The following is a 15,336-nucleotide window of genomic DNA, read 5'->3' on the forward strand; positions in this document are numbered from 1 at the left end:
GCGGCGCAGCGCTTCTTCAGCGGTGTGCTGCAGAGCCGGGACAAGAGAGATAGTCACCTTCCGCTCGTCGCCTCCAGGCTGCGGCTATACCGCGACATCGCGAAGCAGAAGACAAAATAAATCCCGGCGACGAAGATGTAGACCTCGACGGAGAATTGCTGCCACGCCGGATCGATGATCGCGGTCTTGGCCGTCGTCAGCAAGTCGAAGATACCGATGATCAAGACGAGGCTGGTGTCCTTGAAGAAGGCGATGAAGGTGTTGACCAGCGGCGGGATGACGTGGCGGATCGCCTGCGGCAGGACGATCAGCCGGTTCTTGCGCCAGTAGGACAGGCCGAGCGCGTCGGCGGCCTCGTATTGCCCGCGCGGCACGGCCTGGAGGCCGCCGCGAATCACTTCGGCAAGATAGGCACCCGCGAACAGGATGATCGCGACCTGCGCGCGCAGGAGCTTGTCGATGTTGAATCCGTTCGGCATGAACAGCGGAAACATCACGCTGGCCATGAACAGCAGACTGACCAGCGGCACGCCGCGGATCAGTTCGACATAGAGCACGCTGAGCGAGCGGATCGCCGGCAGCTTTGAGCGCCGGCCGAGTGCGACCAGGATGCCGAGCGGGAAGCCGAAAGCCAGACCAAAGGTCGCCAGGATCAGCGTCACGGGCAAGCCGCCCCACCGGTCCTGCGAGACGAACGACAGGCCGAGTATGCCGCCCCACATCAATATGCTGATCAGCGCGAGAGCAGCGATCCAGAGATAGGCCAGCTCGCGCCGCCATAAGGCGCGGCGGGTGGAGAGATAGAACAGGGCGATGAACAGCAGTACCGCCAGCGCCGGCCGCCACTGCTCGTCGAACGGATAGGTGCCGAACAGGATGAAGCGGTATTTTTCGGGGATGATCGCCCAGCATGCACCGACGCCGCGTACCGCGCGGCAGGCGCTGGAATCGTTCGCGGGGGTGAGCCAGACCGCATTGGCGATGCCCCATTGCGCGAAGCTGAAGATGGCCTTTGCGAGCACCGCCAGCAACACGACGGAAAGGATGCCGTTGGGGATCGACGAGAACAAATTGGTGCGCAGCCAGCGCAGCACCGGATTGCCAATTTGCGGGCGGGCGGTGCGCGGTGCTTCTGGAATGTCGGCGATCGCCGTCATGGTCAGCGCTCCACCAGCGCGATGCGCGAATTGTACCAGTTCATGAAAAAGCTGATGCCGAGGCTGATGGTCAGAAACACCGCCATGATCAAGGCAATGGCCTCGATCGCCTGCCCGGTCTGGTTCAGCGTCGTGTTGGCGACCGAGACGACGTCCTGGTAGCCGATCGCGACCGCGAGCGAGGAGTTCTTGGTGAGGTTGAGGTACTGGCTCGTCATCGGCGGCACGATGACGCGCAGCGCCTGCGGCAGGATGATCTGCCGCAGCATGAAGCTGCGGCGCAGGCCGAGCGCATTGGCGGCGTCCCACTGGCCGCGCGGCACCGACTGGATGCCGCTGCGCACGATCTCGGCGATGAAGGCCGAGGTGTAGGTGACGAGCGCGATCAGCAGCGCGAAATATTCCGGCGCGAGCGTCAGCCCGCCGACGAAGTTGAAGCCGCGCAACCCAGGCCATTCGATCGTCCAGGGCACGCCGAGCAGCACGGACACCGCCGCAGGCAGCCCAACGAGCAACCCGAGTCCAAACGGCCAGGCCGGCCGCGGCTTGCCGTCGCGCATTTGCTGCGCGATGAGCCGCCGCTGGATGACATAGAACACCACAAGCCCGAGCACTGCCGTGCCGAGCACCCAAAGCTGCGGCGTCCCGATCGGAATCGCCGGCAGGATCAGCCCGCGATTAGACAGGAACACGCCCTCGATCGGCCGCCATGCCGCGCGCGCCGCCGGCAGCGCTTGCATCAGCACGTACCAGAACAGGAGCTGGAGCAGCAGCGGGATGTCGCGGAGCGTTTCGACATACACCGCGGCGAGCCGCGACAGCAGCCAGTTGGCCGACAGCCGCGAGATGCCGATCACCGTGCCCAGGATGGTTGCAAGCACGATTCCGATCACGGCGACGCGCAGGGTGTTGGCGATGCCGACAACGAAGGCCCAGAGATATGAGTCTCTCGGATTATAGGCGAGCAGGCTGTCGGCGATGGGCATGCCGGCCTCTCGGCCCAGGAAGGCAAAACCGGTCGTGATGCGGCGCGCGGAGAGATTGGTGACCGTGTTGGACCAGAGGAAGGCGATGACCGCGACTGCGATCCCCACCACCAGGGCCTGCCAGAACAGGCCTTTCAGCTCGCGTTGTCCGAAAGCGCCGAAGAAGCGACGGCGCGGCGGCGGTCTCGGAGCGTCTGACGTCACAGCACAAAAATCCTTCTCAAAACGGCGATTTCCGGCAGCGTACGTCAACTGTTGCACCAAACTCTACTTCGTGCAACAAATGTTTCATGGCCGAGCCCGCCAAATCCTCGCCGCTGAGCGAACTGCGCATTGCATTGCCATCGCTTCCGATGCGGTTGCAGGAGGTCGGGCGTTTCGTCGCGGCCAACGATTACGACGCCACCACGCGTTCGATGCGCGATCTCGCAGCGGTTGCCGGCGCCGATCCCGCCGCCTTCACGCGGCTTGCCAAGGCGATCGGCTATTCGGGCTGGGACGAATTGCGCGCGGCACTGACGGAGGCGCGACGGCCCTCGCAGACAGCGCCCTTCTCCGGCCGCGCCAGGAGCCGCCGCCACGGCCCGAATGCCGATGTCGCGCTCGTCACCGACAAGCTGGAAGCCGAGGCCGCCGGCCTTCCGCGCATCCCGGCCCAGCCGATTGCGGAGGCGGCACGCGCGCTCCACGATGCCAAGCGGGTCTGGATCACCGGCTACCGAAGCTGCCGCAGCGTCGCGGAACTGCTCAACTACGAGCTCCGGCTGTTTCGCCCCGAACAGGTGCAACTCGTCGGCACGTCCGGCCCCGCCGATCTCGACCTCGGCGCGTTCCGGCCCGGCGAAGTCGTCGTCGTCATCGGCTTCATGCCCTACACCCATGCGAGCGTCCGGGTGGCGCAGGCCGCCTATCGTGCCGGCGCCACCCTGATCGCGATCGCCGATAGCCCTTCGGCGCCAATGGCCGAAGGCGCCGACCACGTGCTGCTGTTCGAGGCGGCCTCCTCTCCCGGCTTTTTCCCCAGCCTCACCGGCGCCATTGCGATCGCGCAATCGCTCGCCGCCGTGACGTTTTCGCTCGGCGGCACGGCCGCGAAGAAGCGCCTGGAGAATACGGAGGCGCGGCTGGCCGCGGCCTCAACTTACGTTTCAGAGAAAGGTTGACCCATGGTCGCTCGCACCAGCCGCGTGCTGCATCGCTCGCTGCGCGAAACGCCGCCCAAGGCGATCGGCGGCGAAGGCGTCTACCTCTTCGCCGAGGACGGGCGGCGCATTATCGACGCCTCCGGCGGAGCTGCTGTCTCCTGTCTCGGCCACCAGCATCCGCGCGTGATCGCAGCGATCACGAAGCAGGCTTCGACCCTCGCTTATGCCCATACCGCGTTCTTCTCGTCCGAGCCGGCGGAGGCGCTGGCCGAGAGGCTGGTCGGCCATGAGCCCGGCGGCCTCGCCTACGCCTATTTCGTCAGCGGCGGATCGGAAGCGGTTGAAGCCAGCATCAAGCTCGCGCGGCAATTTTTCATCGAGCGCGGCGAGCCGGAGCGGCAACACTTCATCGCGCGGCGGCAGAGCTATCACGGCAATACGCTCGGCGCGCTCGCGGCGGGCGGCAATGCCTGGCGCCGCGCGCCCTACGCGCCGCTGCTCTCAGACGCCTTCAGCCATGTGACCCCGGCCTTCGCCTATCACGAGAAGCACGAGAGCGAATCCGACGCGCAATTCGTCGCCCGGCTCGCGGCCGAACTCGAAGCCGAGTTTCAGCGCCTCGGTCCCAATACGGTCGCGGCGTTCCTCGCAGAGCCCGTCGTCGGCGCCACCGCAGGTGCCGTGACGGCGCCGGACGGCTACTTCAAGGCGGTGCGCGAGATCTGCGACCGCCACGGCGCGCTGCTCATTCTCGACGAGGTCATGAGCGGCATGGGCCGCACCGGCACCACGCACGCCTGGGAGCAGGAAGGCGTGGCGCCCGACATCCAGGTGATCGCCAAGGGTCTCGGCGGCGGCTACCAGCCGATCGGCGCGATGCTGGCCAGTGGCAGGATCATCGACACAGTCCGCTCAGGTTCGGGCGCCTTCCTGCACGGCCACACTTATCTCGCGCATCCCCTCGCTTGCGCTGCTGCGCTCGCGGTGCAGGACGTGATCCGCGAGGACGGCCTGCTCGACCGGGTCAAGGAGCGCGGCAAGCAGCTCGAGCAGCGGCTCATCGAGCGATTCGGCAATCACCGTCATGTCGGCGATATCAGGGGCCGCGGCCTGTTCTGGGCGATCGAACTCGTCGCCGATCGCGCCAGCCGGACCTCGTTCGATCCCGCGCTGAAGCTGAACCAGAAGATCAAGGCGGAGGCCTTCGCCAACGGTCTCGGCTGCTATCCCGGCGGCGGCACCGTGGACGGCGTCCGTGGCGACCACGTACTGCTGGCGCCGCCCTATATCGCTTCGCCGGAGGAGATCGACCTGATCGTCGACAAGCTCGGCACCGCCGTCGACAACGTATTGCGTCGTGTCAATCACTGAGGAGAGAATAGCATGATGAGGAAAGTGGTTATCGTAGCCGGCGTGCTCGCGGCATCGACGGTGGTCGCGTCGGCGGCAACGCTCGACACGGTGAAGAGCCGCGGCACGCTGATATGCGGCGTTAGCGCCGGTTTTGCCGGCTTCTCCGCGCCGGATTCGCAAGGCAACTACAAGGGTCTCGACGTCGATTATTGCCGCGCGCTCGCCGCCGGCGTGCTCGGCGATGCCAGCAAGGTGCGTTACGTCTCGCTGACCGCGCAGAACCGCTTCACCGCGCTCCAGTCCGGCGAGATCGACGTGCTCTACCGCAACTCGACGCAGACCTATCTGCGCGGTGTCACGCTGGGCCTGCGGCAGGGACCGGTCAACTTCTACGACGGTCAGGGCTTTGTCGTGAAGAAGGACCTCGGCGTGAAGGAGATTAAGGATCTCAAGGGCGCCACCGTCTGCGTCGCGCAGGGCACCACGCATGAGGTCACGCTCGGCGATTACGGCCGCGCCAACGGCATCGACTGGAAGCCGCTGGTGTTCGACCGCGTCGACACCATGTACCAGACCTTCTTCGGCGGCCGTTGCGACGCCATGACCCAGGACGCTTCCGCGCTCGCAGGCGCCGTGACGACCGCGGCGCCGAACGCGGCCGACTACGTCGTGCTGCCGCAGACCATCAGCAAGGAGCCGCTCGGCCCCTTCACCCGCAATGGCGACGAGGTCTGGAGCGACATCATCACCTGGCTGCATTATGGCTTGATCGAGGCCGAAGAGCTCGGCGTCACACAAGGCAATGTCGACGAGATGGCGAAGTCGCAGACGCCCGCGATCCAGCGCCTGCTCGGTGCCTCCGGCGATCTCGGCTCGCGGCTCGGGCTCGACAACAAATGGCTGGTCACAGCCATCAAGGCTACCGGCAATTACGGCGAGATCTATGAGCGCAATGTCGGCAAGGCGAGCCCGCTCAAGCTCGAGCGCGGCCTCAACGGCCTCTGGAGCAAGGGCGGCTTGATGTACGCGGTGCCATTCAAGTAAACGCCTCTCGTGTCCCGGACGCGCTGCGTCCGGGGCACGCGACCTTGCATCAGGTAACGTTCAATGACGTCTCCTCGCATCGCGCTGATCCACGCCCTCAAGCATTCCATCGCCCCGATCGAAGCTGCGTTCGCGAAGGCGTGGCCGGAAGCGCGGTTGATGAACCTGCTCGATGACAGCCTGTCGTCGGATCTGGCGCGTGACGGCAAGCTCAATGATGCCATGACCGAACGCTTCCTTGCGCTCGGCCACTACGCCGCGGCGACAGGCGCGGATGCGATCCTGTTCACCTGCTCGGCCTTCGGTCCCTGCATCGAGGCGGTCGCGCGCGCGCAAGCGCCGATGCCGGTGCTCAAGCCGAACGAGGCCATGATCGAACGGGCGGTGACGATGGGCCAGCGCATCGGCCTGCTCTCGACTTTCGCGCCGACGCTGGCCTCGATGCCGCCGGAGTTTCCTCCCGCTGTCCAGGTCGTGCCGAAACTTGCCGAAGGCGCGCTGGCCGCACTCGACCGCGGCGACCGCGCTAGGCATGACCGGCTGATCGTGGAAGCCTCACATGATTTGCGCGATTGCGACGTCATCGCGCTCGCGCAGTTCAGCATCGCGGCAACGGCGCCCCTCGTGGCAGAAGCCACCGGCCGCCCTGTAGTCACCACGCCCGACAGCGCCGTCGAGAAGCTGATGAAGCTGTTGGCGGCGAAGGCTTAAGCGCCGGCCTTTTTCCGGCGCCGTGCGCCCTTGATTGCCACCGCAAGCGCTGCCTTGGTTTCGCTGACAAAGTCCTCGACCAGGTCTTCGCGCGTGGCATGAGCCGCCTCGCCGGTGAACAGTCCCTGCTCAGCCAGCATCACCACGCCGTGCACCGCCGCCCAGATCTTGAGCGCCTGCCGCTCGCGCAAGTAATCAACAGCCGGAGCTTCCAGTGCCTCGATCACGAGCGCAAACGTTTCGCGGGTCGCTTCGTGCAACTCGCTACCTTTCGCCGCACACGACACCGTGCGAGAGGCGAACATCAAGCGGTAGATGCCATTGCGGCGTAAGCCGAAATCCAGCGTCGCCTGCGCCAACAGCGACAGCTTCGACCGCTTCGACGGCTTTGCCATCGCCGCCCGCAAGATCCCGTTGAGCTGCCGGAACGCCTCCGCCGTCACCGCCGCAAGCAGCGCCTCGCGATCGGCGAAATGCCGGTAGGGCGCCGGCTGCGAGACACCCAGCTGCTTTGCCAGCGCCTTGATGCTGATCGCCTCCGTCCCGCCCTGCTCGGCTTCGCGCAGCGCGGCCTTGATCAAGGCGTCGCGGAGATCGCCATGGTGGTAGGTGTTCTCGGGCTTGCGGGAAAGTTGTGAACGCATGTTGCGCAGAGCCTATAAGTTTGCGCTTGACAGGGGAAGCCCGCCGCGAATGTAATATCCTATAACTTGAATAAGAACTCAGATGGGAGCGCGCGCCGCCTTCAGGGCCGGAGCGCATACGACCGAGGAAGCCGCCATGACAGAGCGACTGAGGGTTCGCGTCGATCCGGACAAATGCCAGGGGCACGCGCGCTGCAAGGCGCTGGCGCCGGAGCTGTTCGAGCTGGACGAATACGGCAACGCCCACGAAGCCGGCGACGGCACCGTCCCATCCGGCCTCGAAGACAGGGCCTGGCTCGCCAAATCCAATTGTCCGGAAATCGCGATCGACGTGATCGAGGAGTAGCGCAGCCGCTGCCCCGCGAGCCTTCCGTGCACACGAGCCCCAAGGGATTTCGAGATGTCCGACGTCAGCCAGCCCGCCGCCCATCCGCCCGTGACCGACTGGGTCCATGATTTCGACCACACCGATCCGCAATGGACGGAAGATCCATTCCCGATCTGGGACGAGCTGCGCGCCGCAAGCCCGGTCGTGCATACCGACCGCTTCCTCGGCTGCTACCTGCCGACGACCTATGAAGCGGTGCGCCAGATCGCCAACGACAGCGAGCATTTCTCCTCGCGCCGCATCATCGTCCGTGACGTTCGGCCGGAGATCACCAGCAGAAACTCCGCCCCGCCGATCACGTCCGATCCGCCGGTGCACAAGCCAGCCAAGCAATTGCTGCTACCGCCGTTCACGCCGGACGCGATGAAGAAGCTGGAACCGCGGGTGCGCGCGATCTGCAACGAGTTGATCGACGGGTTCATCACTGAAGGCGGACTGGACGCGGCAGAGCGCTACACCAAGCACATTCCGGTTCGCGCGATCGCCCACATGCTCGGCATCCCCGAGACAGACAGCGATCTCTTCATCCGCTGGATCCACATGATCCTGGAACTTGGCATCAAGGACGAAAACACGCTGCTCCAGGCGGTGCAAGAGATGACCGTCTATTTCAGCGCCCATATCGAAGCGCGCAAGAACAAGCCGACCGACGACCTCATTTCCTACCTGATGAATGCCAGGGACAAGGAGGGCAATCCGCTCGAGGATTCGCACGTGCTGGGCTCGCTGCGACTGCTCCTGATCGCCGGCATCGACACCACCTGGAGCGCGATCGGCTCCTCGCTCTGGCACCTCGCCCGGACGCCGGCCGACCGCCAGCGCCTGGTCGCCGAGCCCGGACTGGTCCCGACCGCGGTGGAGGAGCTGCTGCGCGCCTATTCGCCGGTGACGATGGCGCGCGAAGTGGTCAAGGAGACCACGATTTCCGGCTGCCCGGTCAAGGCAGGCAACATGGTGCTGCTGTCCTTCCCGGCCGCCAACCGTGACCCGAAAATGTTTCCGGATGCTGACAAGGTCGTGATTGACCGCCGTGAGAACCGCCACGCCGCCTTCGGCCTCGGTATCCACCGCTGCGTCGGCTCGAACCTTGCGCGCATGGAGATGCAGGTTGCGTTGGAGGAATGGCTGAAGCGAATTCCGGACTTCGCCCTCGATCCGGCGGGCACGGTGACCTGGTCACAGGGAACCGTCAGAGGTCCCCGCCAGTTGCCATTTTTGCTTGGAAAGGCGATGTAGACCTCTCCAAACAGCGATGCGGAGAGGCCGGACGTGACTGAGACAAGCAATCAAACCGGCCTCTGAGCATTTTGATATCGCCAGCGCCCAGCGCGGATCAACGCGACCTTCATCGGCTCGATCGGCAACCTCGGCGTAGCATCGGGCATGAGGAGTGGTTCTACTACTATCTCGCTGGTATCATCTGCCTGTCGCTGATCATCTATTCCACCATGCGCGACACCATGCATGCCTCCGCGATGCACCGGCACGAGTAGCTCATGACCGACGAGACGCCATCCGACAGCAAACTGACGCGCACCAAGGAAAAATGGGCGCGCGAAGGCCACTTTTTGACCGGCAAGATCACGCGCCCGGAAGATCAGCGCCTGCCGCCCGGCCAGCATCTGACAAAAGACTGGCCGGTGCTCGATCTCGGCGTCGTGCCGCCGGTTTCGCGCGAGCGCTGGCGGCTCGACGTCTACGGCGCAATCGAGACCCCCGTGTTCTGGACTTTTGCCGAGTTCGCCGCCCAGAAGCAGGCGCGGTTCACCTCCGACATCCACTGCGTCACGACCTGGTCGCGCTACGACAATGAGTGGGAGGGGCTCGCTACGCGCGAGCTGCTCGCGGCCTGCCAGCCGCGCAAGGATGCGCGCTTCGTCGTGCTGCATTCCCATGACGGCTACACCGCCAACCTCGCGCTGGACGACTTTGCAGCCGAGGATGCATTGCTCGCCCATAGCTGGTCCGGTGAGCCATTGTCGGCCGAACATGGCGGCCCGGTGCGGCTGGTGGTGCCGCATCTGTATTTCTGGAAGAGCGCCAAATGGGTTCAGTCGATCGAATTCCTGACCGAGGACGCGCCGGGCTTCTGGGAAGTCCGCGGCTATCATAATCGCGGCGATCCCTGGGCAGAGCAGCGCTATTCGGGCGATTAGGTTCAAGCAAGGACGGGGGAAGCCCATGCCGACAGAGCGCTTTCAATTCACCGGCGAAGGCGGCCATCAACTTTCGGCCGCGCTGGAGCTACCCGACGGCGAGCCCACGGCCTTCGCGCTGTTCGCGCATTGCTTCACTTGCGGCAAGGACACGCTGGCCGCCAAGCGCATCTCGGTCGCGCTCGCCGCCAAGGGCATCGCGGTGCTGCGCTTCGACTTTACCGGGCTCGGCTCCAGTGAAGGGGATTTCGCCAATTCGACGTTTTCCTCCAATGTCGCCGATCTCGTGCGCGCTGCCGGTCATCTGCGTAGCGTCCGCAAGGCGCCGTCCATCCTGATCGGTCACAGCCTCGGCGGCGCCGCGATCCTCGCGGCGGCCGGACGCATCCCGGAGGCCAAGGCGGTTGCGACCATCGCGGCACCATCCGATCCCGCCCACGTCACCGGCCTGTTCAAAGAGCATCTCGACGACATTCGCACCCAAGGTGAGGTCGAAGTCTCGCTTGCGGGACGCCCGTTCCGGATCAAGCGCGAATTCCTCGACGACATCGCCGAGCACGAGCTGATGAAGGACGTCACCGGCCTGCACAAGGCGCTGTTGGTCATGCATTCTCCAGTCGACGATACCGTCGGCATCGACAATGCGACGAAGCTCTTCGTCTCCGCCCGGCATCCCAAGAGTTTCGTCTCGCTCGATCATGCGGATCATCTGCTGACCAAGCCGGCCGATGCGCTCTACGCGGCCGACATGATCGCGGCCTGGGCAAGCCGGTACATCGACACAGTCAAACCGGCGAAGGCAATGGATCTCCCGGAGGCGCCGCGCCGGGTCGTGGTGCAGGAGACCCGCAAGAGCAAGTTCAACCAGGTCATCTCTGTCGGTCCGCATCGCCTGATCGCGGATGAACCGGTCGCCGCCGGCGGCGAGGATGCCGGCCCTGGTCCTTATGATCTTCTGCTCGCTGGCCTCGGGGCCTGCACCTCCATGACCATGCGCCTCTATGCCGACCGCAAGTCGCTGCCGCTCGATCGTGTCACCGTCTCACTGAAGCATTCTAAGATCTATGCGAAAGACTGCGCGGAATGCGAGACGCGCGACGGCATGCTCGACCAGATCGAGCGCGACATCGCGATGGTCGGTGCGCTCGATGCCGAGCAGCGCAAGAAATTGATGGAGATCGCCGACAAATGCCCGGTGCACCGGACGCTGACCTCGGAAATCCGGATCGTGACCAGGGCCGTGGATTAGCGCGCTTGCGCTAGAAGCAGGACGCCATCGTCCGCAACGCCGCGGTGATCTCGCTCTCGCGCCAGGCCGCGAAGCCGAGCAATAGACCGTGATCGCGCGGCCTGCCCAGTGCCAAGCCAGACAGGGCACGCGTTTCAACGCCCGCTTCGACCAGCCGCTTGACCGCCTTCTGATCCGCGCGACCGCGCTTGAGGCGCGCGACGAGCTGAATGCCACCGGGGGGCACTTCGGCAGAGAGCACGTCGCCCAAATGGCGCTCGAGTCCCTCCACGAGGTGATCGCGGCGGGCATGATAGATCCGGCGCACCCGGCGCAGATGCGCCAGGAAATTCCCGTCGGCAATGAACTCGGCCAGCGCTTCCTGGACGTGGCTCGGGGCGATCAGCCCGATGTGCCGCTGTGCGATCTCCAAGGTGTTGACCAGGGCCGGAGGAACAACGAGATAGCCGAGCCGGATGTCCGAGGTCATGGCCTTGGAAAACGTACCGACATAGAACACGCGGCCATGGGCATCGAGTCCCTGCAAGGCCGGCACCGGCCGGCTGTCATAGTGGAATTCACCGTCGTAATCGTCCTCTACGATCCAGGTCTTGCCGGGCCTGCTCAGGCCAAGAAACTCCGTGCGGCGCGAGAGCGACATCAGGCGGCCGGTCGGGTGCTGGTGCGACGGCGTCATGAAGATCAATGTCGGGGTCGCTATCCCCGGAATCCGCTGCATGCCCTGCTCGTCCAACCTCATCCCGATCACGCGCGCACCGGACGCACGGAACGCGGCCGCGGCGCCGGGATAGCCGGGATCCTCGACCCAGACGTCGTCGCCGGGCGTGATGACGGCGGCCGCAATCAAGGTCAGCGCGGCCTGCGCGCTCGGCAGAATCAGGATCTGATCCGCCGTCGCACGCACACCCCTGCTGGTCGCGAGATAATGCGCCAGCGCCTCGCGCAGGCGCGCCCGGTTGACCGGTCCGAGCTCGCGCTTGGCCGCGCGCACGGCGCTGCGGCGCAGGCAGCGCGCCCAGACCTCGTTGGGAAACTCCCGGAAATCGCCGTGCCCGGGACGCAAGGGTCTCAGTCGCGCCTGATAAGACATCGGCCAGTCGGTCTGCGTGAGGCTCGAAGCCCAAGGCGAAAGCCGCGGCTTGCCAAGGCGCATGCGAGATGCGACGGCGCCCGCCTCGGCAATGCGCTCGCCGCCCTCGACCATGACCATCGGACGGCGGCCGTGCGAAGCCTCGAGATATCCCTCGGCGGCGAGCTGCTCGAACGCATAGCTGACGGTGTTGCGCGAGACGCCGAGATCGCTCGCGAGCCGGCGGCTCGACGGCAGCGTGCGGCCTTTGACGAGACGACCGGTCGCGATCAAGCTTCGGAGCTGGCTCGTCAGTTGAGCCACCAGCCCCTCGTCGTCGGCCCGGTTCAGGTCGATCAGGGCGGAGATCATGCTTTCCGGAACTGGCACCTTGATCCTTTCTGATCTGGCACTTTTTTAGGTGCCAAGCGGAATGCTATCCGCCTGATAGAACTGCTTCAAGGATTTTCCGATGAACTCCCTCTCGCCCCGCGCGGCCGTCGGCCTATTCCTCATCGTCGTGCTGGCCTGGGGCGTAAACTGGTCGGTGACGAAGCAACTCGTGCAATTCCTTCCGCCGCTCTGGACCTCGGCGATCCGCAGCTGGATCGCTTTGGCAGCATTGTTCGTGATCCTGGGGCTCAGCAACAATCTGGTGATCCCGAACCGGCGCGACATTCCGGTGGTCCTGAGTGTCGCGCTGCTGCACATGACGATATTCTCTGTCCTGGTGGCGGCCGGCGTGCGCTTCCTGCCCGCGAGCAAGGCCATTGTGCTCGGCTACACCACGCCGCTCTGGGTCGCGATCGCAGCGCCCCTGCTGGGGAAGGATACGCTGACTGCGCCAAAACTGGCCGGCGCCCTGCTCGGGCTGATTGGTCTTGCCGTGATCCTGAATCCCACCTCGATCGACTGGACGAATGCCAACGTCGTCCTTGGCGCCGGCATGGTGATCCTGGCCGCGATCTCATGGGCTGCGAACATCATCTATATTCGGGCCCATCGCTGGATCGCATCCCCACTTCAGCTCCTAATCTGGCAGGTGCTCGTTGCCACGATCGTGCTGTCAGCGGCTGCGATGATCGTGGAGGGGCTGCCGCACGCGGAATGGTCATGGAAACTCGTCCTGCTGTTCCTGTACTCCGGTCTGATCGGGACGGCGCTGGCTTATTGGGCCATGTCGATGGTCAACAAGAGCATCTCGGCTCTGACGACGGCGCTCGGAACCACCGGCACGCCGCTCGTCGGGATCGCCTGCGCTGCGATCCTGCTGGGCGAGCCTATTGATATTAGTCTTGCCGTTGCGGCCGGACTGATCATCGGTGGCATTGGCTTTGCCACGCTCGGCGATCGTATGCTGCGCCGTCAGGCTACCGCGAACGGCTGAACGCGCAGCATCCCGCGCAAGCCCGCCGTCGTGCCGAGCAGGATGCCGGCGATGGCGACGAAGGAGCCCAGCGCGAGCGTCGACGCCCCGGTGAGCCCTTGCCCGATCGAGCAGCCGAACGCCATCACGCCGCCGATACCCATCAGCGCAGCGCCGCTAGTCGAACGCAGCATATGGCGTGGCGAGGAATAGCCTTCGAGATGGAAACGGCCCGTAGCTAGCGCGGTGGCCAGACTGCCAGCGAAGACGCCGGCAACTGTTGCAATGCCGAAATTCGGCATCAGACCGGTCGAGAGCATGGCATATTGCAGACTGTCCGCAATCGGCGCGACGAAGGTGAGCGAGGTCACCGGCACCGGGTTGAAGTCATCCGCGCCGAGATAGCCGGTGACGAACCAGCCGCCGGCGACGAGGAGACCGACGATGACACCGGCCGCGATCTGGCCGGGGGACCGCCGGAACGCCGGGTGCGCGAAAGCAAACAGGATCAGCGCTACAACGACGACAGCAGCAGCCATCGCGCGCGAAACCGCTTCTGCCGGACCGAGCATCGCCAACAGCGACGGCAGCGAATTCACGTTGACCGTGGTTTGCGAGGCCTGGACCAGCGCGATGCGCGCCGGCGCGATCAGGCCCTTGAGCGTCATCTGCGCGGCGATGGCGAGCACGACCACCACGACGAAGGAGCGGAGATTGCCGCGACCGAGCAGCACCAGCGCGCGCGAACCGCAGCCGTTCGACAGCACCATGCCGTATCCAAACAGAAGTCCGCCGAGAAACAGCACTGGCACCGAAAAGGACTGTTGCAGGTAGATCGACTTGCCGAGATCGACCATGCCGTTGCCGGCGAGGAATTGGCTCGCGGCGGTCGCAACCGCGATCGCCGACGCGTAGGTGCGTACCAACCGCCCATCCCCCTTCGCCAGCCAGCCGCGCATGCTGCTCATCAGGCAGAAGCCGCTGAGCAGGCCGACGGCGCCGTAAACCAGGCCGATGCCGAGGCCGGCGAGGATGACGAGCTGGGTGGACGACTCCATGATCAAGGCTTCAGGATCACGCGGTCCCGCGACGAGCCGGCAACGGCGACATAGGCCTCCTTCGCGCGCTCGAGCGAATAGACGGCGTTCGCCTTGATCGGGAACGGTTTCAGGTGCCCGCTCGCAAAGCCGGAGCCGAGTTCGCGCAGCACCGCGCCTGTTGCCGCCGACGACAGGCCGAGCGTGTCGATGCCGACATAGGTGTGTTGCCCGCGGTAGAATTCGAGGATGTTGAACTGCACGATGCGGTCGATCGCGGCGATCAGGATCTGGCGGCCGCGAAGCGCGAGCGACTTGTGCGCCGCCTGGAAATAGGGATCGCCGACCGTGTTGAAGACGATGTCGGCGCCTTTACCTCCGGTCAACTCGCGCACGCGTGTGGCGACGTCGGTCGCGGAAGCGTCGATCACCTCGATGGCCGCGTTGGTATGGCACTCATAAGCTTCCGCCTTGCGCACCACGCCGATGACACGCGCGCCCTGCCAGGTCGCGATCTGCACCGCCGCTTGACCGACCTTGCCGTTGACGCCGAATACCAGCACCGCTTCCCCGGGCTTTGGAATGCTGGCGCGGCGAAAGCCCTCCATTGCGGTGACAAAGGGCACCCCGATGCCGGCGGCCTCCTCCCAGGACACGGTCTTGGGCTTCTCCACCACCGCGTCGGATTCAACGACGAGATGGCTGGCGTGGGTGCCGTCGCGACGGATGCCGAGATCGCCGGAGGAGCCGAACACCTCGCGGCCGATCATACCGGCCGGCCCGTCGATCACCACGCCGGCGTAATCGCGACCCGGCGTGCGCGGGAAGATGGCATAGGGCATCAGCCCGGTCGCGGCCTTGACGTCGGACGGATTGACGGCGGCGGCCCTCACCTCGATCAGGAGATCGCTAGGGCCGCGAGCGAACGTCCGACGCTCAACCACCGGCGCAACCGCAGCCGCGTTCTCGGCCTTCGCGTTGAGGCGCACACAGCGCGCGTCGACGGCTTTGGGATCGGCTGTTGACATGGA

Annotated in this window: 15 protein-coding genes; 9 read left to right on the forward strand and 6 right to left on the reverse strand. The window is 65.2% G+C overall.

What is annotated here, in order from left to right:
* Positions 1-53: 53 nt before the first annotated feature.
* On the reverse strand, positions 54-1,157 hold the full coding sequence (locus IVB48_RS08805; RefSeq protein ID WP_247399460.1) for an amino acid ABC transporter permease: 1,104 nt from the start codon (positions 1,155-1,157) through the stop codon (positions 54-56).
* Positions 1,158-1,159: 2 nt separating this feature from the next.
* On the reverse strand, positions 1,160-2,347 hold the full coding sequence (locus IVB48_RS08810; protein ID WP_247399463.1) for an ABC transporter permease subunit: 1,188 nt from the start codon (positions 2,345-2,347) through the stop codon (positions 1,160-1,162).
* 86 nt (positions 2,348-2,433) lie between these two features.
* Here IVB48_RS08810 and IVB48_RS08815 point away from each other — a divergent pair, with 86 nt between their 5' ends.
* From IVB48_RS08815 to IVB48_RS08830, 4 genes are all read left to right on the forward strand, one after another.
* Positions 2,434-3,306, forward strand: a complete 873-nt coding sequence (locus tag IVB48_RS08815) for a MurR/RpiR family transcriptional regulator (RefSeq protein ID WP_247399464.1) — start codon at positions 2,434-2,436, stop codon at positions 3,304-3,306.
* Between the two features lie 3 nt (positions 3,307-3,309).
* Positions 3,310-4,659, forward strand: coding sequence for an aspartate aminotransferase family protein (locus tag IVB48_RS08820; RefSeq protein WP_247399466.1), 1,350 nt, complete (start codon positions 3,310-3,312; stop codon positions 4,657-4,659).
* Positions 4,660-4,671: 12 nt separating this feature from the next.
* On the forward strand, positions 4,672-5,685 hold the full coding sequence (locus IVB48_RS08825; RefSeq protein ID WP_027568927.1) for an amino acid ABC transporter substrate-binding protein: 1,014 nt from the start codon (positions 4,672-4,674) through the stop codon (positions 5,683-5,685).
* A gap of 63 nt (positions 5,686-5,748) precedes the next feature.
* Positions 5,749-6,396, forward strand: coding sequence for an aspartate/glutamate racemase family protein (locus IVB48_RS08830; RefSeq protein ID WP_247399468.1), 648 nt, complete (start codon positions 5,749-5,751; stop codon positions 6,394-6,396).
* Here the strand turns inward: IVB48_RS08830 and IVB48_RS08835 are convergent.
* A complete protein-coding gene (locus tag IVB48_RS08835; RefSeq protein ID WP_247359981.1) occupies positions 6,393-7,040 on the reverse strand; it encodes a TetR/AcrR family transcriptional regulator in 648 nt (215 codons plus the stop codon). The two genes, IVB48_RS08830 and IVB48_RS08835, sit on opposite strands and share 4 nt — an antisense overlap.
* Before the next feature lie 136 nt (positions 7,041-7,176).
* Here IVB48_RS08835 and IVB48_RS08840 point away from each other — a divergent pair, with 136 nt between their 5' ends.
* The 4 genes from IVB48_RS08840 (at position 7,177) to IVB48_RS08855 (ending at position 10,833) form a co-directional block, all read left to right on the forward strand.
* Complete coding sequence (locus tag IVB48_RS08840) at positions 7,177-7,386, forward strand: ferredoxin (protein ID WP_247399471.1); 210 nt, start codon at positions 7,177-7,179, stop codon at positions 7,384-7,386.
* 54 nt (positions 7,387-7,440) lie between these two features.
* A complete protein-coding gene (locus IVB48_RS08845) occupies positions 7,441-8,664 on the forward strand; it encodes a cytochrome P450 (protein ID WP_247399473.1) in 1,224 nt (407 codons plus the stop codon).
* Between the two features lie 260 nt (positions 8,665-8,924).
* Positions 8,925-9,584, forward strand: a complete 660-nt coding sequence (locus IVB48_RS08850; protein WP_247399475.1) for a sulfite oxidase-like oxidoreductase — start codon at positions 8,925-8,927, stop codon at positions 9,582-9,584.
* A 25-nt stretch (positions 9,585-9,609) separates the two neighbouring features.
* Positions 9,610-10,833: a bifunctional alpha/beta hydrolase/OsmC family protein gene (locus IVB48_RS08855; RefSeq protein ID WP_247399476.1), complete on the forward strand. Its 1,224-nt coding sequence runs from the start codon at positions 9,610-9,612 to the stop codon at positions 10,831-10,833.
* A gap of 10 nt (positions 10,834-10,843) precedes the next feature.
* On the opposite strand, the gene IVB48_RS08860 is transcribed toward IVB48_RS08855, so the two are convergent.
* The gene (locus tag IVB48_RS08860) at positions 10,844-12,274 is read right to left on the reverse strand and encodes a PLP-dependent aminotransferase family protein (protein ID WP_247399996.1); all 1,431 of its coding nucleotides are present in this window, start codon (positions 12,272-12,274) and stop codon (positions 10,844-10,846) included.
* 100 nt (positions 12,275-12,374) lie between these two features.
* On the opposite strand from IVB48_RS08860, the gene IVB48_RS08865 reads away from it, so the two are divergent.
* Positions 12,375-13,289 carry a DMT family transporter gene (locus IVB48_RS08865; protein WP_247399479.1) on the forward strand — a complete coding sequence of 305 codons (915 nt, stop codon included), beginning with the start codon at positions 12,375-12,377 and terminating at the stop codon, positions 13,287-13,289.
* Here IVB48_RS08865 and IVB48_RS08870 read toward each other — a convergent pair.
* Both IVB48_RS08870 and IVB48_RS08875 read right to left on the reverse strand, forming a co-directional pair.
* On the reverse strand, positions 13,268-14,326 hold the full coding sequence (locus IVB48_RS08870) for a YeeE/YedE family protein (RefSeq protein WP_247399482.1): 1,059 nt from the start codon (positions 14,324-14,326) through the stop codon (positions 13,268-13,270). The genes IVB48_RS08865 and IVB48_RS08870 overlap by 22 nt on opposite strands.
* Before the next feature lie 2 nt (positions 14,327-14,328).
* A complete protein-coding gene (locus tag IVB48_RS08875; protein ID WP_247399485.1) occupies positions 14,329-15,333 on the reverse strand; it encodes a zinc-binding alcohol dehydrogenase family protein in 1,005 nt (334 codons plus the stop codon).
* Between the last annotated feature and the right edge of the window lie 3 nt (positions 15,334-15,336).

Source organism: Bradyrhizobium sp. 76, from assembly GCF_023073025.1.
GTDB lineage: Bacteria > Pseudomonadota > Alphaproteobacteria > Rhizobiales > Xanthobacteraceae > Bradyrhizobium.